Origin of the sequence: Methylotuvimicrobium sp. KM1 (assembly GCF_044788715.1) — a bacterium.
In the GTDB taxonomy this organism is placed as follows: domain Bacteria; phylum Pseudomonadota; class Gammaproteobacteria; order Methylococcales; family Methylomonadaceae; genus Methylotuvimicrobium.
The window spans coordinates 2,873,871-2,890,852 of record NZ_CP173170.1 but is presented as its reverse complement, the minus strand read 5'-3'; the positions used below and the strand labels follow the sequence as shown (position 1 = coordinate 2,890,852).

The following is a 16,982-nucleotide window of genomic DNA, read 5'->3' as shown; positions in this document are numbered from 1 at the left end:
GATTGAATTTAGACACTTTTTATCACGAACCGGATATCACTGCTATTGTACGATGGTACGAAATTTGTTTAATCCGCGTAATGAATCATCGACCGATCTTATCCCTTAATGCTTTCGCGTCTTCGATGCCGTTGAATGTTTGCCCCGCGTTTATTGCAGTTTCAAACTCTGCCTTTGCCTCGTCGAGCCGGCCCAGACGATAAAGCGCTACGCCGATGTGATAGCGAATTTCCGGATCTTCGGATGCCCTGGAGTGGGCGTTGCGCAAATAATTCAAGCCCTTTTCGATTTGTCCTTCGTGGACCAAGATCCATCCCAGTGTATCGTTGACGCTGGCAAGCTCGGGCGCCAATTCGCGCGCGCGCTCGGCAACGCGTAAAGCATTTCTGTCGTTTTGCTGAAAATAAATGTAAGCCAGATTGTTCATTAAGGACGCGTCGTTCGGGTAAATCGTCGACAATCGTTCAAAATGCTGTTGTGCTTCGTGCCATTTGTTTCTATGTAAAAACTCTTCGGCCAAGGCGGCAATCGCCGCATGGTCGTCCGGCCGGTCGCCTGTCCAAGATTTCAACAATTCGAATGCGTCGTTATTTTGTCCTGCCTGTTTGTAAGCAAAGTACAGCTTCATCAAATGATCGATATTCTTTTCTTTGCCGAAAGCCGTTCGATAGTGCTGCAAAGCACCGGTATAATTTTGTTCGCGCCTTTGGATATCGCCCATTAACCGGTATCCGTGGGCTTTTTCGGGATATTTTTCAACCAATTCCTGTGCCAAATTTAGAGCCAAAAGCGGATTACCGTAATTCAATTGCAATTCGGCTAGTCTAATTCGTGAGGGCACATGGGCTTCATCACTCAAAACGGCATTTTTAAGGGATTCGATGGCGTTTAGATAATCTTCGGCGGCAATCTGGCGGTTTGCGATGTCATAGAGCCGTTCCGCATGAAATCCGGCGTTCCTGGCCATCCGTTCGAAAATCACGGCCGCCTGTTTATTATTGCCCGACGACAGGTATGCTTGTCCAAGCGCACCGAGTATGCCTGCGTCCTCAGGTGCTAAAGCTAAAGCTCCCCTGGCAACTTGTACCGCCTCGGAATACTTCTGCTGTTTTAATTTTAAATCGATTTGCGCTAAAAAAACCGGCACCGATTTGGCGTTGATTTTTTTGGCTTCCGTCAACACACGTTCCGCTTCATCATAATTCGAGGTATTACCGAGTACTCTGGCCAATTCAATCATGACGGCTTGATTTTTCGGGTATTTGCTGTGCAATTCAGACAAACGACGTTCAGCTTTGTCGAATTTTTTTTCAGCCGAGTCCAATTTGCCTAGGTTGAATTGTGCGGGAAGGAATTGGGAGTTAATCTCCGCCGCCTTTTCAAAACTGTTCCGGGCTTCGGTCAATTGTCCCGCAGCCGCCTGAACGATGCCAAGCATGTTCAATATCGTGAGATTTTCGGGTTCTTTGAGATGCAACTGTCGTGCGAGAGCCATTCCTTTGCCGGTTTCGCCCCTTTTGACGTAGAGAATTAGCAGAGGCAAACCGGCTGTACCGGACACGGGGTTAGCCGCGAAATCGCGTTCCAGTTCTTCAATACCCTGGTTTTCTTGACCCAAAGCAAGCCATGCCAGCCCCAAATCAGTCCGTCCACCCTCAACGTGCGAGGTGTTTTCGGACGCTAGGTTGAGCATTTCTGTTGCTTTGTCGTAACGGCCCAATTTCATATAGGCTTCGGCAAGGATCAACGATAGCCGGAAATCTTTGTGCGCGTGCGGTATCACCGGATTCAGCAGTTCGATGACTTTGTCCGGAGCGTTTTTCGACAGGAGCATCGTTCCGAGCAATTTGTAGACGCCGGGATGATCCGGAAAACGATCGATATAGTTTTTTGCGAAAACGGACGCTTGTTCGAACCGGTTTAGGCTGTAATTGACCAAGGCTGAAAGTAGTAAGCTTTGCGAGTGTTGTAGTAAAAATTCCTGTTTGATCTGACTCAAAATATCGTCGGCTTCCTCCAGAAACTTAGCTGCTTCATCTACTTTACCGTTACGCGCCAATACAACGGAAAGTAAATAGGCCGCTTTGGGGTCGAAGGGATACATTTTCCTAACGAATAGAAGATCGGACTCGGCTTGTTCGTCTTTTTTCTGGTCCATGAAAATTCCGATACGGGCCAGACGGGCGTCGAGATGTTCGGGATCAATGCTCAACGCTTTGTCGTAATCGGCGACCGCAGCATTCAATTCGCCTTTGGCATGTTTGATGGATGCTTTGATATACCAAGTACCGGCATTACCGGGTTCCATCAAGGTAGCCTGATCGGCAAACAATGATGCTTCTTGAAAATCGTTTTTGCGGAGCAGGGCATTGGCTCTACCTATTGATGGGGCAACCGATGCAGGGTTTTTTCGAGCTGCCGTATTATATTCTTCAATTGCATTGTCGATCAGGCCGAGTTGCAAATAGGCGTCGCCGCGGAATACGTGAAGTTCGGATTGAACCGATTGACTGTAATGCTCGGGATCGATTTCATTGATTAGTTGACTGTATTTGATTTGGTAAAGATACAATTGCGCCAGATGCCGGACAAGCAGCGATTTGTCGGCCCCAAGCTTCATTGCTCGGGATAAAGCGACTTCGGCGCCGGCAAGATCTTTTTCCAGCAAATAAGCTTCGCCCAATAAAATATGTGCCGATACGTAATCAGGATGATGCTGAAGAGCATTTTTTAAATGAATGATGGCTGTCTTGACTTCACCATTACGATACGCAACAACCGCCTTTTCATAATCTTGACCGGCTTGATCAGAAATCGCCAAGGCTCCGGCCGAGTATAACAATACCGGCAGGACGATCAGACTCGATGCGAATTTTTTCATCATAATTGCTTTTAGACGGCAGGTTCTGATAAATAAATTGCTTAATGTATTCATTATTTTGTATTCCGACGATAGAAAAAAGAAATCGTTTAACTCGCTAAGCTTATCAGAACATAGCGAATCCATGCCGCTCGGCAGTGCCATATTTCCGCCGCGCCGGTTTCATTCGAAGATCGCGCGAACCCGACTACCATGCGATAATTAAGCATAAGAATCCATAGTGTATCGCAAATAGCGGAAATTCAACTTTCCTGTCACTATGAAGGATAAGAAGTTAATTCAATAACTTGTTGAGCGTTCGTATAAAACTTTCGCTCACCCGATAGCTTGTCGGTGATACTCAGGCAACCTCTTGAGTTACATAATGAACCATGATTAAACTGCCGATTTTAGGTTTAATGGTGGCGGCCGGCTTGGCAAAGTACACATTTCAGCATCGAATACTAAGTCATGGCCTCAGCTACAGAAACGTTAGCTGATATTCAAAACCTATAGCCGTATTTTTGGGAAGAGCGGAGGTTATTCTAGTCGAATGATTTTGCTCGCTAGCAATATTCCGTACCGAGATTTTCGGGTTATTGAATGCGTATCGTAGTCATCATGCCGGCTTCGGCGTGTTCGAGAATATGGCAGTGTAGCGCCCAGAGCCCTTTGTCGATCGGCACCAAGCCGATATCGACCGATTGCTTGGGACCAATCAATACCGTGTCGCGCCAAAAGCCTTCTCGCACCGGCCGGTCGTCGACCGCGATGACTTGGAAGAATTGGCCGTGCAGATGCATTGGATGCAAGCGATAAGAGCGGTTGGTAAAGCGCAGGCGGTAAAAGCGATGGGCTTGCAGTTCTTGCGCGATAGTGTCGTGACCGCTGTGACCGTCGATGGTCCAGGTAATGCCGTGTTCGCCTCCGCGCATTGCGTTCAGCATGAACTCGTGCGTGACCGGGGCGTCGATTGCCGATCGCCAGTCCGGAAAATGCTTGGCCTGGATAGGCTTGAAGGTCGGCGTAGTTACGGCTGTCGTGTCTTCCACTTGTATCATGGCCAAGTTGTTGGCTTTTTTGCCGAAGCTATCCAAAACAGCGAATGTTTTTCCGGCGGCGTTTTTAGGAATGGTCAGGTCCAGATCGATGCGATTGCCGGGAGCCAAATAAAAATTTTGTAACGTTATGGGGCTTTGGGCCGGCAGACCGTCAACGGCTATAATCTGGGCTTCGATGCCTTCCACGGTCGGCGCGAACACGCGGCCGTTGGCGGAATTCACCATTCTGATCCGAATGCGTTCGCCGGGTTTGACCGGAATCGAAGGCCGGAACTGGCCGTTGACCGTCACGACGTTGCCCCAGCGCCCGTCATGCATCAAATCGTGACCGGTGACGAAACGATCGTGAATTTTCGCGCCTTTTTCCAATAGCCAGTCATCCACGATCCAGGCGAGATCTTGTGAATATTTCGGTTCGTCCGGGTTTTCGACGATCAATAGTCCTTGCAAGCCGCGTTCGATTTGTTCGGGAGAATTGGCATGTGGATGAAACCAGAACGTGCCGGCGTCTTTCGGGGTAAATTCATAGGTGAAGCTTGTGCCGGGTTCGATGGCCGGCTGGGTGACCGCCCGGCACGCCGTCCATGGCATTCGGCAGTCTTACTCCGTGCCAATGAATCGAAGTCGCTTGCGGTAACTTGTTGTGTAGCGTCAGCTTGAGCGTTTCGCCCAGCTTGATGCGGATAACGGGTGCGATTTTGCCGTTATAGGCCCAAACCGTAGTCTGGTAAGGCGGTAGGATTCCCCATTCGGCTTCGGCGGCAATCAGTTCTTGGCTTTGGACTTTGTTCGAAGGCGGGGCGGTTTCCGGATAAGAACCGTGAAATTCTTGTTGCAATTGCTCTATCACCGCTTCGTTATCGACGGATAAAGTCTCTTCGGCATGCGGTAGCTTTGTGATCAATAGGCTCAGGCCGCAACATAACGATAATCGTAGCGAAAACAATAAAGATGATTTCATACTTTTTAAACCCTTTGCTAGTTAAATGTCGGTGCCGGGGTGTACGTCAAAGGACACAGTGAACACGTCCATGTCGGCTCTATGATAGCATCCATGCTATCAAAGCTTTTGTAATCGCCACCCTGGCGATTGAGTCGCCGTCAAGCCCCATGGACGGGTTCACGGGGTTCCTCTATAGGCATGCTCCATACCCAATAAAGTTGAACGATTCTTCAGTAAGACGGGAGTATTATGACAGCCTCAATGGTAGTATTGGCCGTCTTATTTCAAAGCGGTTGATTTTCGAGCGTTAGCGGCTTTCGGTAGCCGCTACGAAGGCGTGAGTTTCAACAAGCCTCGCAACGGGAATGGTGAGAGAAAGGCGCATTTTTAACGACATTATTCAAAAGTAAAGTATGCAAACGATGGAAACATTGCTTCGGCTCCATGCCGATATCGAAGAGCGCGTCGATTCTATCCGGCAGGATCATGCCGATTGGTTATGCCGTATGGGCTGCGACGGTTGTTGCCGGCGGCTCGCGGCTGTGCCTCAACTGACCGAGGCCGAATGGGAATTATTGCGGGAAGGTCTGGCCGTTTTGCCTTCGGACCGGCTTCAGGAGATTGATCATGATATGGCTGCGTTAGCCGAGCAGCAGTCCCGCCCCTACGTCTGTCCATTACTGGACCGCTCTGCGGGAGCTTGTCGCGTCTACCTATATCGTCCGGTAGCCTGCCGGACTTACGGGTTTTATGTCGACCGTGATCAAGGGCTTTACTGCAAAGACATCGAGGCTGAGGTGGAAGGGGGGTGTTTGGATGGCGTGGTGTGGGGAAATCAAGATGTTGTCGACCGACGCTTGAATGACTTCGGCGCCAGCCGCGATTTGACCGAGTGGTTCGCGAGCTGGCGGGAGCAGGGGGATTTTTGATCCGGCAAAAAATTGATATGAAGCTGGGGGACATGTAGTCTCTATGACAGCATCCATGCTGTCAAAGCCTTTGTCGAACAACCCGCCACCTCCATACACTAATGCCGAAATTTGAAGTGCGAAAGGTATGTAATTATTCATACCCCCCTATCGTTCTCACGCAGAGCGTGGGAACGATAATTTCCGGGGACTGAATAGTTACAAAGGTATAGCTATTTTTTGAGTATTAAGGGAGTAGGATTAAAAGAGTAATTAATCCCAATCACATAGTTTACCCATCCCATTTCGCGGTAATTTTGAACCTACCGTGAAATGTTTGGGTATCTGTGTACTAGGCAGTCGAGTCGATAACCATGAAGACAGTTCATCGATCAACATAGACGAGTTTAGTTTGCTGTCTTTATTAGGTACGATGTATGCTTTCAGTCGTTTTCCATCGAATCTAACCACCGATTCATGGATAGCAGCATGCTGTTTGATCTCTGAAGCAATCGTTTCGAGACTAAGATTGATTCCGGCGATTTGGATTTGTCCGTCTTTACGTCCTTGAACAATAAAGTGTTTTTTATCTACCCAGTGTAGTTTGTCTGGAATGTAAGCGCTATGAAGATGGTTGCGAATCGAATCGTTGAGGATTTGCCAATAAGGGAATAAAGCAAACGGCTCATCAGGTTTTTTTCGATAGCCGATGCCTCCGGTTTCGGTTGCTCCGTATATTTCAATGGTATCTGCGTTTTGCGCTAATAAAGCCGCGAGTATTTTTGGTGCGCAAGGTGCGCCGGCCATAACAACAGTAACCGGACGCGGCAATCTAAGACCCGAATTTATCCAATGTTGCCAAAAGTCAGGTATTGAGACAATCATGTCGCCATTTTGTAAGCTTTTTTCTAATGAAATCGGTAAGCGTTGGCGTCCATCTATCACTTCCGGTCGATTGACCAATCTGCTCGGCAATGCCATTGTAAAAATAAAGCCGTAGATATGTTGAGCCGGAATCAAAGTCCAGATTCGACGAACAGCGCTATTGCCGGTTAACAAATGCTGAGCGATAAAATCGACTTCCTGCTGAATATGAGCGAGAGGTATTGTCGTAACGACAGGAGGGGATGTCGATCCTGAGCTGGAAAAGCTGATGAATTGATGAAAATTTTCAAGACTCGCCGTCGCGATCTCCTTCCAGCCGTTGACCGAAGGTTTTGCAAGTAAATAATCTTCCAGCCCGGAATCCGCAATATGCAACATTTGTGCGAATGCCGTTGCGCAATCCACTAATTCCAATGAGTCAATGTTTAGCGGTGAAGCCGACCAGTTTTCTGAGAGCATAACTGCTTGTGGAGACGGCATGTGAGCGCCAGGGCGTAATCGACTTATATGCCCAAGTACGAAATCGACAATCAATCGGCGCATATTAGCGCCGTTTTGCCACCACATCATACACGTTTAACAAAAATCCAATAGGTATCGCCACTCAGTGATTTTTTCATATGTACTTTAACTTTGGTGGGGCGCATGTTGTAATCAAAAGTGTATTCGAATTTTTTGTTGAGAAAGCCCATACGAGCCCCTTTGTCGAACTCGCCTTTGAATAGGGGAGTGTCTGTGCAGGGGGCGACTTCGGTGAAAAAGTTTCGACCGAGGACTTCTTTCGGATTGCGTCCGGTTATATCGCCTTCCGCGGAGTTATATCGCAAAATGCGGCCGTTTTTATCCAATTCGATTGCACCGAATGCAATGCGATCCAATTCTTCGCTGCTCATTTTACGCATAGCGCTTTCGATATCGTCGCGTCCAAATTCGACGATGCTGGAGGAGAGTGTGTTGGTTTTGAAGTTGGAAACCAATTTTTCCAGTTTTTGGGCGCGTTGTGACAGCGCTTGACTCACTTCTTGATTTTGATTCATTGCCTGAGCGTTTGCCTCGGCGAGTTCATTAATGCGCAGCATGCTTTGGCTAATATCGGTTGCTACGCTATTTTGATCGCGAGCGGCTAAAGCAATTTGTTTTCCCATATCGTAAACCGAATCCACTCGATGATCGATTGTATGCAGAGATTCTCCAGCCTTATTGGCTTGTTCTACACAGTTATGCGCTTGTGTCGTACCTTGTTCAATCGCCCCAGTTACTGCTTGTGCTGATTCTTGCAGGTCGGCAATGATGGCATGTATTTGTTGGGTAGCTTCTTGCGTATCAAAAGCGAGTTTTCGTACTTCATCGGCAACAACGGCAAAACCGCGACCGTGCTCGCCGGCTCGAGCGGCCTCGATAGCCGCGTTCAATGCTAAAAGATTCGTTTGATCGGCAATTTTAGCGATAGTGTCGATTACGTCGCCGATGTTGTGACTGCCCTGGTCGAGTCGACTGACCGCCGATTGCATGGATTCCATTTGATTTGCCAACATACTGATCGAGGACATCGTTTCATTGACTACTTGTAATCCCATTTTGGTTTGTTCTTTAGCGTCGGAGGCGACTTTTTGAGTCGCATCGGCATGCTCGGCCGTTTCATTTGATGAAACGGTCATCTGAGCACTCGCCTTGACGACTTGATCGGTCTCTTGTTGTTGTGAATGTGCAAGATCGATACTTTGGTGAGTATTACCGGCAAATTGCTCGACAGCAACGTTAAGGTCGTCCGAGGTTCTTGCGACTTCTTCTATGATTTGATGCAATTGGCCCGAATAACCGTTGAAGGCGGAAAATAAACTTCCCAGTTCATCGTCATTTGGATATTCAAAACGAATATTCAAATCCTTTTGCATGTTTTCCAGTCGCGAAATGCCTTTTTTAATTGGAGTGGTGAGGTTTTTCTCTAGCAGTATATTGAGCATAATAACGACAAGCGCTATAAGTGCTACCAGTATGCCGAGAAAAATATAAGCAATTTGCAAAACCTGAGATCGTACTTCTACTGATAATGTATTTAAAACGTCATGGTTTTGCAGGGAGAAAGTAAAGATTAGGCTCGCTATAAAGAAAAAAACACCGCATAAAAAGACATGGACAGTTAATCGAGACTTCAATGTGACAGATTTTGGCATAGTAGCGGATTAAAGTAGGTTACTTAGAAAGGTCAGCCGGGTTTTGGAGCTTGAGCTCAAGATATTCTGATGGTTCCTATTGAAGTATTGCGCTTAATTCACACAACATTGCATGAGCAGTGGCGCCGCTCATCTTGAAAGGGTCAAATTCCAAATTATTTGAAAAACGCAACAATAATGCTTGATTTTCTTTGGTTAACCCTAGATATCCCATATGCCAATTATCAAAATCGCGGGCTACTATCTCGCGATATTCCAACAAGGTTGTATCGAAATGGCGTTTATCTTCAAGAATATGACGGTACAATTCATTGACAGCTGTACGCGAGCCTTCCAATGATTGCAAAAAATTATAACCATTGAAACACAGCATGCCAGTAATGCCTTTTTGGGCATTGGTTTTGCGGGCAACTCCTAAAATCTGCTCGACATCGTTCGGTCCGAAACCTTCTCTTGCTCTGCTGGCGTATATCAGTCTGACTAAATACATTGAACACCTCGAATTCATTGCTGGAGAAATCAACTGAATCGGTTCATATAATAATTGATTACGCAATAAAAGTAATCTGATTAACAATAAGCTTCGGCTTGTCGAAGCTTATATCCTGGCGGAGTCTAATCGAAGCAGCCATATTTATAATATTTATATCAGCGATAAGATATATATCAATAGCATCGAGTTGGAAACTTCTATCAAAAGAAATATCGCTTGGCGGCTTGCCGGACTTACGGGTTTTATGTCGATCGTCACCAAGCTTTATTGAAAAGCCATCGAGACTGAGGTGGAAGAGGGTTAATTGGATGGTGGGGCGTGGGGCAATCAGGATTTTGTCGACCTGCGCTTGAAGGATTTCGGCGCCATCCGCGATTTTACCGAGTGGTTCGCGAGTTGGTGGGAGCAGGAGACTTTTGATCCGGCAAAAAAATTGGCACGAAGTCGTTATTATAAAAAAACATTTCACCATGAAGATCGTGAATAATAAGTTAATTCAATAACTTGCTAAATCCTAACAAATGAAGCACCCATGACCTAAAGACCGAAAAATGTTAAAGCTGAGCTTTGTCTAGGGTTCGGTTATTCGTTTGACAGGACGCCGTGAATACGTCCTTGTAGGCTTGACGGCGGCTCCCTGCCGCCGAACCGGTCAATCGAGCAACCGAACCCACATAAAATAAGGACGTTATCTATGACCTAATCATTAGCTGGAATATTTAGATAATCTTTTGGAATATTTCATTAACTTCATGTGCTTCATGGTCAAACTGCCGAATTTAGGTTCAAGAGCTTGATGTAGCTCTATGATGATTTTCGTGGACTCATTGCCGAATTTAGGGATAACGATCACCCGTTTCTCAGCACAAAACCTGATCCAGGATTTCGATCCAATGCCGCACCGGCAGTTGGGTTCCGCTTTGCAAATGCATCTGACAGCCGATATTTGCGGTGACGACGATAGCTGAGTCGTCCCAGGTCAAGGCGGCGATTTTGTTGTCGCGTAGCTGCCGGGCGATGTGCGGCTGTACTATCGAATAGGCGCCGGCTGAGCCGCAACACAAATGAGAATCGCCGACGCGGGTCAATCGAAAGCCGGCCGTTTGCAGAATGCTTTCGACGACGCCGTCGAGTCGCTGTCCGTGTTGCAGCGTGCAAGGCGCGTGAAACGCGATGGCTTCGGCCTCGGGCGCTGGGCAGTTTTCCAGTAGGCGAGTCAGTTCGGGCCGTTCCGCGGCGACGATTTCGCCGATGTCTTTGGCCAGTTCCGAAACGCGGGCCGCCTTTTCGGCGTAAGCCGAGTCGTGTTTCAGCAGACGGCCGTAATCCTTGACCATAACGCCGCAGCCGCTCGCCGTGACGACGATCGCCTCAATCGGCTTATCGGGATTTGCAATGTAGGGCCACCAGGCATCGATCAGACGGCGCATCGCATCCAGTCCTTCGGGTTGTGCGTCGAGATGATAGGCGAGAGCGCCGCAGCAACCGGCCTGTTGCGCGTCTACGAGCGCTATACCGAGCTTGTCCAGCACGCGTTCTGCAGCGTGGTTGATGTCGGGATTTAACGCGGGTTGCACGCAGCCTTGCAGTACCAGCATTCTACGTGGATGATTGGCCTGCGTCGGGTTTTGCCGAATCTTCGGTTGGGCTGGCACCATTCTTTGCAATCGCTCAGGCAGCAAGGGCCGGCCCAGCCTAGCCGATTTCAAAACAAACGCAAACAAATTGTGGTTCGGCAGTACCTTGCGCAACGCGAAACGAAGCATCCGGTCGATAGGAGCGCGCTTTATCGTTTGTTCGACTTCATTGCGGCCGATATCGAGCAAGTGCGCGTACTCCACGCCTGAAGGACAGGTGCTTTCGCAGGCGCGGCAAGTTAGGCAGCGGTCCAAGTGTAATTGCGTCTTCCTCGTGACTTCCTGGCCTTCGAGCAGTTGTTTGATCAGATAAATCCGGCCGCGCGGGCTGTCGAGTTCATTTCCCGAAAGCTGGTAGGTCGGGCAGGTAGCAAGACAGAAGCCGCAATGGACGCAGTTACGCAGTATCGTTTCGGCTTCGCGGCCTTGCGACGTATTTTGATATCGTTCGTCGAGTCGGGTCTGCATCGTTTAAAACTCCGGAAACAGACGCTGCGGATTGAATATGCCGGCCGGGTCGAATTGACGTTTCAGGCGCCGATGAATATTCAACAAGGCCGGCGGCAGCGGATGAAAAGTTTGAATAGTTTCGTCATTGCCGCGGAACAACGTCGCATGTCCGCCGGCGCTTTCGGCTTGCGCGCGAATCGCTGCTGCAGTCCAGTCTTCGGCTGCCGCAAGCCATCGCAGCGCGCCTCCCCATTCGATCGTCTGTTCGCCGAGAATCGAAAGCGGCGGGGAAGTGGGTTTGACCGACAAACGCCAAAGCTTTTTGTTGCCGTAAAAAAAAGGATGCGTCTGATTTTTGATCGATTCCCAAAAATTCAGGCTGGCTGTGATTTCGTCGCCGCCCAGCTTGACGAGCGCAGCATGAACGGCGGACTCGATGCCGGAGAGCCGGATATAAAAACGCCGGTCGATATGGCAGGTCGCCGAGATTGGCAGCGTTTGGCCTGCGCAGCGCCGCATCGTTTCCAAAGCCTGCTCGACCGGCAGTTCGAAACAGAGTGTTCGTTCGGTTTCCGGTTTCGGCAGCACTTTGAGCGAGGCTTCAAGGATGACGCCCAGCGTGCCCATCGCGCCGGTCATCAGGCGCGAGACGTCGTAGCCGGCGACGTTCTTCATGACCCGGCCGCCGAAGTTCAAAATTCGGCCCCGGCCGTCGAGCAGTTTGACGCCGAGCACGACATCTCTGGCCGCTCCGGCATAGCCGCGCCTCGGTCCCGAAAGTCCGGCCGCGATACAACCGCCCAGCGTCGCCGCCCCGTTGAAATCAGGCGGTTCGAAGGCCAGCATCTGGCCGTGTTCGCTCAATAGGCTTTCCAGTTCGTTCAACGGCGTTCCGGCTCGGGCGCTGACGACCAGTTCCGTCGGATCGTAATCGACGATGCCGCGATACGGTCCAGTTTCCAGCTTCGAATCGTGCAGAGCCTCCGCGTTACCGTAAAAATCCTTGCTGCCGCCGCCGCGAATGCAAAGCGCCTGTTTGTTCTCGTTCGCTTTGACGACGCATTCGGTGAGTTGTTCGACTATCGCTTCCATGTTCAGAATCTCGGCAAATCCGGAAACTTTTCGTCGCCGCGATGGACATGCATCGCGCCGAATTCGGCGCAGCGGTGCAGCGACGGAATAGCCTTGCCGGGATTTAGCAGCGAATCCGGATCGAATGCGGCCTTGACGGCATGGAATAGGTCGCGCTCGGCATCGTTGAATTGCAGGCACATTTGATTCAATTTCTCAATACCGACGCCGTGTTCGCCGGTCAAAGAGCCGCCGGCTTCAATGCAGATTTCGAGGATGCGCGCGCCGAAGGCTTCGGCTTTTTCGAGTTCGCCATCTTGATTCGCGTCATACAGGATCAACGGATGTAGATTGCCGTCGCCGGCGTGAAACACGTTCATGCAGCGTAGGTCGAAGTACGACGACAACTCCGCTATTTTTCGCAAGACCTGTGCGAGATGTTTGCGAGGAATCGTGCCGTCCATGCAGTAATAATCGGGCGAGATCCGGCCGGCCGCCGGAAAAGCGGCTTTGCGCCCGGCCCAAAAACGCCGGCGTTCGGCATCGGAGCGCGCGGTATCGATGCGGACCGCGCCGCTTTCGTGCATGATGTCCCGTATCTTCTCGATTTCGTCGGCGACCGCTTCGTTCGAGCCGTCGGATTCGCACAACAGTATCGCTTCGGCGTCGGGATCGTAGCCCGCGTGAATGAAGTCTTCGACGGCTGCTATCGTCATTTTGTCCATCATTTCCAGACCGGCCGGCACGATGCCGGCACGGATGATGTTCGCGACCGCCGCACCGGCTTTTTCGATGTCGTCGAATGCGGCCATCACTAATTGGGCCGCTTCCGGTTTCGGCAACAGTTTCACGGTGATTTCGCTGATGATGCCGAGCATGCCTTCGCTGCCGGTCATCAGCGCGAGCAAATCGAAGCCGGAGCTATCGAGCGCTTCCGAGCCAATTTCGAGCACATCGCCCTCGATAGTCAACACTCGCAGTTTCAGGATATTGTGCACGGTCAGTCCGTATTTCAGGCAATGGACGCCGCCGGAATTTTCGGCAACGTTGCCGCCGATTGTACAGGCAATTTGCGATGATGGGTCGGGTGCGTAATACAGTCCGTAGGTTTCGGCCGCTTCGCTAATTGCAAGATTTCGCACGCCGGGTTGCACGCGCGCGGTACAGGCCACGGGGTCGATTTCGAGAATCTTGTTCAGTTTGGCGAGGGACAGCAATACGCCGTCGGCATGCGGCAACGCGCCGCCGGAAAGCCCGGTGCCGGCCCCGCGCGCGACGACCGGAATTTTTTCCGCACTGCAGATTTTTAGGATTTCGACGATGTCGGTTTCGTTGCCCGGTAAAACCACGATCATCGGCAGTTGCCGATACGCCGACAGCCCGTCACATTCATAGGGCCTGAGATCCTCGGGCTCGTACAGTACCGATTCGAACGGCAGAATGTTTTGGAAGGCTTCGGCTAAATTGGCGTGACGCATCGTGAAATTATTTGAAAGTGAATACGTGTGGGAGATCGCTTAACATAACAGAAATTTCGTTTTTCCCGAACGTGTGTTATATAAACAGAAAATTTGCCAACCGTTTTTTAGTTTTCTGTATGTGATATGTCAGACCCTTTTTCAAGGAAAAATCCATGTTATCAATTGGTATAGAAAACAGATATCTGCATAATTCCCTCGTTCTTGTGTCGTTCGATTAAATCTTCAAAAAATGCCTGGAAAAATCAATGCAAGCATCGATCAAAAAACTAAACCTTGATGATGAATTTTACACTCCGGAACAGTGTTTCATTATCGAGCAGTCCAATAGCTGCGACGATCCGGACTTGTCTATTGCAAGAGCCCGCGTCGAGCCAGGCGTTACGACACGTTGGCATCGTCTTGTCGGAACCGTCGAGCGTTATGTCATCATACAAGGCTTGGGACGGGTTGAAGTTGGAAGCTTACCGCCGCAAGAAGTCAAGCCAGGCGACATCGTGTTGATCCCTCCGACGTACCGTCAACGGATTGCCAATATCGGATCGGAAGATTTGATTTTTCTTGCGATCTGCACTCCTCGTTTTTTAGATGCTAATTACCAAGATATCGAAGATAATCCGAATGGATTAACATAGATTTTAGTCACTTCCTGCCAGGTGATTTTGGATTCTATCTTAAGCACCTCCAGTCTATTCGGAAACGGCACTCGCATTACCTTTGCTTGTCAGCACTCAAGTTCGGCTAATCACAATGCGCAAGGAATGATTCAATTTCATTGTCGAAAGTAAATATTGAGGTATCCTATTTTCAGAGATTCATTGGGTTTTATAATGAATCGCTCAATAATAATTATAAATTTTGGAAGGGGTAAACATGTTAATCCGTATGCTTTATATCAGTTCGGCGACTCGTCCGATGAGTGATGAGGATATGTTGAATATGCTTGAGAAATGCCGAGTTAATAATGCGGCTCGGAATCTTACCGGCATGTTGTTGTATTGCCAAGATACCTTCGTTCAAGTTTTGGAAGGCGAAGATAAGGAGGTAGATGCACTATACAACTGTATTAAAAAAGATCCGCGTCATAGTGGGATCAACATCCTTGAGCGTAAGGTTGTCGATAAAAGACAGTTTCCCGACTGGAGCATGGGATTTAAAAAAATTACCGATGCCGATTTATCGAACGTGGAAGGACTTAATTCATTTTTTGAGCATGATGCCGGGTCGGATTATTTTATACACGAGCAAAACATCGTGTCGTTGCTGATGCAGCATTTTAGAAAAAAATATCAAGCCCAAATGGCTCACGCCGAATTGCCCACGGAGGATGTGAATCCTCTGATTGGAAGTTTGCATAAAACAATTATCAAAGCTGTCAACGTTTTAGCCGTTTTAATGGTAGCGGTTATCATATTCGGGGTTTGGGATGTCGTTGTTGTTATTTTCGATAAACTATTTACTCCACCTTATTTAATGCTGACAGTCAGCGATATTTTGGCGACTTTCGGATCGTTTATGATGGTTTTGATTGCCATCGAAATTTTTATCAATATTACGCTGTATCTACGTACCGATGTCATTCCTATCAGGTTGGTGCTTGCAACCGCAGTTATGGCGGTTGCTCGGAAAATTATCATTTTCGATTATAAAGTGATCGATCCGCAGTATGTCTATGCATCAGGCGTTGTGATATTGGCTCTAGGCGTTACTTATTGGGTTGTTGGGAAGTATCACTCGGAAGAAGATAAAACGATATAGGATTTTGTCGAAAATAATTTCCCTATTTTTGGAAAGTTCAGTTGCTGGATTGACTGGTTCTTTGACAGTCCTTAACTAAACGCTAGGTGATGGACTGTCAAAGCCTTTGGAGAACACTCCTGTGCCTTGCATACGCTATTGCCGAAATTTTATGCGATAGGCGTATCTCAAAAACCATGCAGCTAAAGCTTATTCAGCTCAGCTTTAATTTTGTGTTTTAGTCTGTACCAATAAAAAATCCTTAATAGCTTCAAATTTACCATGAGAATCTATGTTTATGAAAAATAAATGTTTAATGTTGGCTGTTAGTTCCGTACTTTTATCGGCTTGTGTGACCGATCCTTATTCCGGGCAATCCCGGATGAGCAAGACCGCGATGGGTACCGGTATAGGCGCGGCGGTAGGTGCCGGCGCCGGTACTCTATTCGGCGGTAACGACTGGAAAAATGCGGGCCTGGGTGCACTGGCCGGAGGCGCAGTCGGTGCTGCGGTCGGTCTGTATATGGATAATCAAGAACAAGAGATGCGCGAATCCTTGCAGGGTACCGGCATCGAAATACAAAGAAGTTCGGAAAATACACTCAACCTGACGATGCCGAGTAGTATTACGTTCGGCTTCGATTCCGCGCAATTGACACCCCAGGCGATGAGCGCATTGGATTCCGTTGCCAATGTTTTGAATCAGTATCCCGAATCTAACATTACCGTCACCGGACATACCGACGATATCGGCAGCGAAAGTTATAATCTCAAACTGTCCGATCAACGGGCTGGCAGTGTTTCGAATTATTTGATTCAGCGCGGAGTCAATTATGCTCGGATTTCACAGCAAGGAATGGGTAAATCGATGCCGAAAGTCCCTAATACCAGCGAAGAAAATCGAGCTCAAAATCGACGCGTTGAGTTGGCTATCGTTGCTAACCAAACTCCTGTCAATCAGGGTACCAATCCTCAGCAACCTCAAGGAGTCCCTCAACAACAAAATTACCCGCAGCAACAGAACTATCCCAGGCAACCGCAAGAAGGCTACCCGCAACAAGGGTATCCTCAACAACAAAGTTATCCTCCGCAACCACAGGGAGGTTATCCACAACAATACCCTCAACAGCCAGGTTATCCCCAGCAGCAATATAATTATCCAAGGTAAAATCTGCGTCGATGCATAGGATATACCTTTCACATTTCGGCAGTGCTTAAGGAAGCGCAGGGGGTATCGGTCCTCACCTAACGCTAGGTGAAGACCTATAGGTTCGTATTCACCCAG

General features: G+C 48.7%; 14 protein-coding genes. 4 read left to right on the top strand and 10 right to left on the bottom strand.

All coding sequences use genetic code 11. From position 1 onward, the window contains the following. Positions 1-85: 85 nt before the first annotated feature. The 3 genes from prsT to ACINK7_RS12335 form a co-directional block, all read right to left on the bottom strand. Entirely contained in the window at positions 86-2,884 is a 2,799-nt protein-coding gene (gene prsT / locus ACINK7_RS12345) for an XrtA/PEP-CTERM system TPR-repeat protein PrsT (RefSeq protein WP_404355534.1), read from the bottom strand. A gap of 572 nt (positions 2,885-3,456) precedes the next feature. Further along, positions 3,457-4,512 (bottom strand): multicopper oxidase family protein, encoded by a 1,056-nt coding sequence (locus tag ACINK7_RS12340; protein WP_404355533.1) that lies wholly within the window; start codon positions 4,510-4,512, stop codon positions 3,457-3,459. Next, on the bottom strand, positions 4,445-4,882 hold the full coding sequence (locus ACINK7_RS12335; protein ID WP_404355531.1) for a multicopper oxidase domain-containing protein: 438 nt from the start codon (positions 4,880-4,882) through the stop codon (positions 4,445-4,447). The genes ACINK7_RS12340 and ACINK7_RS12335 overlap by 68 nt, the downstream gene beginning before the upstream one ends. A gap of 395 nt (positions 4,883-5,277) precedes the next feature. On the opposite strand from ACINK7_RS12335, the gene ACINK7_RS12330 reads away from it, so the two are divergent. Further along, positions 5,278-5,793 carry a YkgJ family cysteine cluster protein gene (locus ACINK7_RS12330; protein ID WP_404355530.1) on the top strand — a complete coding sequence of 172 codons (516 nt, stop codon included), beginning with the start codon at positions 5,278-5,280 and terminating at the stop codon, positions 5,791-5,793. 252 nt (positions 5,794-6,045) lie between these two features. Here ACINK7_RS12330 and ACINK7_RS12325 read toward each other — a convergent pair whose 3' ends face one another. The 7 genes from ACINK7_RS12325 to ACINK7_RS12295 form a co-directional block, all read right to left on the bottom strand. Next, positions 6,046-7,227, bottom strand: a complete 1,182-nt coding sequence (locus ACINK7_RS12325) for a hypothetical protein (protein WP_404355529.1) — start codon at positions 7,225-7,227, stop codon at positions 6,046-6,048. Next, the gene (gene pyp, locus ACINK7_RS12320) at positions 7,224-8,681 is read right to left on the bottom strand and encodes a photoactive yellow protein (RefSeq protein ID WP_404355527.1); all 1,458 of its coding nucleotides are present in this window, start codon (positions 8,679-8,681) and stop codon (positions 7,224-7,226) included. The genes ACINK7_RS12325 and pyp overlap by 4 nt, the downstream gene beginning before the upstream one ends. Before the next feature lie 226 nt (positions 8,682-8,907). Next, the gene (locus ACINK7_RS12315; protein ID WP_404355526.1) at positions 8,908-9,321 is read right to left on the bottom strand and encodes a BLUF domain-containing protein; all 414 of its coding nucleotides are present in this window, start codon (positions 9,319-9,321) and stop codon (positions 8,908-8,910) included. 58 nt (positions 9,322-9,379) lie between these two features. Then, positions 9,380-9,796 (bottom strand): hypothetical protein, encoded by a 417-nt coding sequence (locus ACINK7_RS12310; RefSeq protein ID WP_404355525.1) that lies wholly within the window; start codon positions 9,794-9,796, stop codon positions 9,380-9,382. Positions 9,797-10,184: 388 nt separating this feature from the next. Next, positions 10,185-11,429 carry a glycolate oxidase subunit GlcF gene (gene glcF, locus ACINK7_RS12305; protein WP_404355523.1) on the bottom strand — a complete coding sequence of 415 codons (1,245 nt, stop codon included), beginning with the start codon at positions 11,427-11,429 and terminating at the stop codon, positions 10,185-10,187. 3 nt (positions 11,430-11,432) lie between these two features. After that, positions 11,433-12,503, bottom strand: a complete 1,071-nt coding sequence (gene glcE, locus ACINK7_RS12300) for a glycolate oxidase subunit GlcE (protein WP_404355522.1) — start codon at positions 12,501-12,503, stop codon at positions 11,433-11,435. Between the two features lie 2 nt (positions 12,504-12,505). Next, positions 12,506-13,960, bottom strand: a complete 1,455-nt coding sequence (locus tag ACINK7_RS12295; RefSeq protein ID WP_404355520.1) for an FAD-linked oxidase C-terminal domain-containing protein — start codon at positions 13,958-13,960, stop codon at positions 12,506-12,508. A gap of 248 nt (positions 13,961-14,208) precedes the next feature. Between ACINK7_RS12295 and ACINK7_RS12290 the strand changes: the two genes are divergently transcribed. The 3 genes from ACINK7_RS12290 (at position 14,209) to ACINK7_RS12280 (ending at position 16,865) form a co-directional block, all read left to right on the top strand. Further along, on the top strand, positions 14,209-14,595 hold the full coding sequence (locus ACINK7_RS12290; RefSeq protein ID WP_404355518.1) for a cupin domain-containing protein: 387 nt from the start codon (positions 14,209-14,211) through the stop codon (positions 14,593-14,595). Between the two features lie 238 nt (positions 14,596-14,833). Beyond that, on the top strand, positions 14,834-15,718 hold the full coding sequence (locus tag ACINK7_RS12285; protein WP_404355516.1) for a phosphate-starvation-inducible PsiE family protein: 885 nt from the start codon (positions 14,834-14,836) through the stop codon (positions 15,716-15,718). Positions 15,719-15,995: 277 nt separating this feature from the next. After that, positions 15,996-16,865: an OmpA family protein gene (locus tag ACINK7_RS12280; RefSeq protein WP_404355514.1), complete on the top strand. Its 870-nt coding sequence runs from the start codon at positions 15,996-15,998 to the stop codon at positions 16,863-16,865. Positions 16,866-16,982: the final 117 nt, after the last annotated feature.

What these genes read in the sequence shown, in the direction of transcription:
- prsT (WP_404355534.1), bottom strand. Translation starts at nt 2,884, where the DNA reads ATGATGAAAAAATTCGCATCGAGTCTGATCGTCCTGCCGGTATTGTTA.
- ACINK7_RS12340 (WP_404355533.1), bottom strand. Translation starts at nt 4,512, where the DNA reads ATGCCATGGACGGCGTGCCGGGCGGTCACCCAGCCGGCCATCGAACCC.
- ACINK7_RS12335 (WP_404355531.1), bottom strand. Translation starts at nt 4,882, where the DNA reads ATGAAATCATCTTTATTGTTTTCGCTACGATTATCGTTATGTTGCGGC.
- ACINK7_RS12330 (WP_404355530.1), top strand. Translation starts at nt 5,278, where the DNA reads ATGCAAACGATGGAAACATTGCTTCGGCTCCATGCCGATATCGAAGAG.
- ACINK7_RS12325 (WP_404355529.1), bottom strand. Translation starts at nt 7,227, where the DNA reads ATGATGTGGTGGCAAAACGGCGCTAATATGCGCCGATTGATTGTCGAT.
- ACINK7_RS12315 (WP_404355526.1), bottom strand. Translation starts at nt 9,321, where the DNA reads ATGTATTTAGTCAGACTGATATACGCCAGCAGAGCAAGAGAAGGTTTC.
- ACINK7_RS12310 (WP_404355525.1), bottom strand. Translation starts at nt 9,796, where the DNA reads ATGGTGAAATGTTTTTTTATAATAACGACTTCGTGCCAATTTTTTTGC.
- glcF (WP_404355523.1), bottom strand. Translation starts at nt 11,429, where the DNA reads ATGCAGACCCGACTCGACGAACGATATCAAAATACGTCGCAAGGCCGC.
- glcE (WP_404355522.1), bottom strand. Translation starts at nt 12,503, where the DNA reads ATGGAAGCGATAGTCGAACAACTCACCGAATGCGTCGTCAAAGCGAAC.
- ACINK7_RS12295 (WP_404355520.1), bottom strand. Translation starts at nt 13,960, where the DNA reads ATGCGTCACGCCAATTTAGCCGAAGCCTTCCAAAACATTCTGCCGTTC.
- ACINK7_RS12290 (WP_404355518.1), top strand. Translation starts at nt 14,209, where the DNA reads ATGCAAGCATCGATCAAAAAACTAAACCTTGATGATGAATTTTACACT.
- ACINK7_RS12285 (WP_404355516.1), top strand. Translation starts at nt 14,834, where the DNA reads ATGTTAATCCGTATGCTTTATATCAGTTCGGCGACTCGTCCGATGAGT.
- ACINK7_RS12280 (WP_404355514.1), top strand. Translation starts at nt 15,996, where the DNA reads ATGAAAAATAAATGTTTAATGTTGGCTGTTAGTTCCGTACTTTTATCG.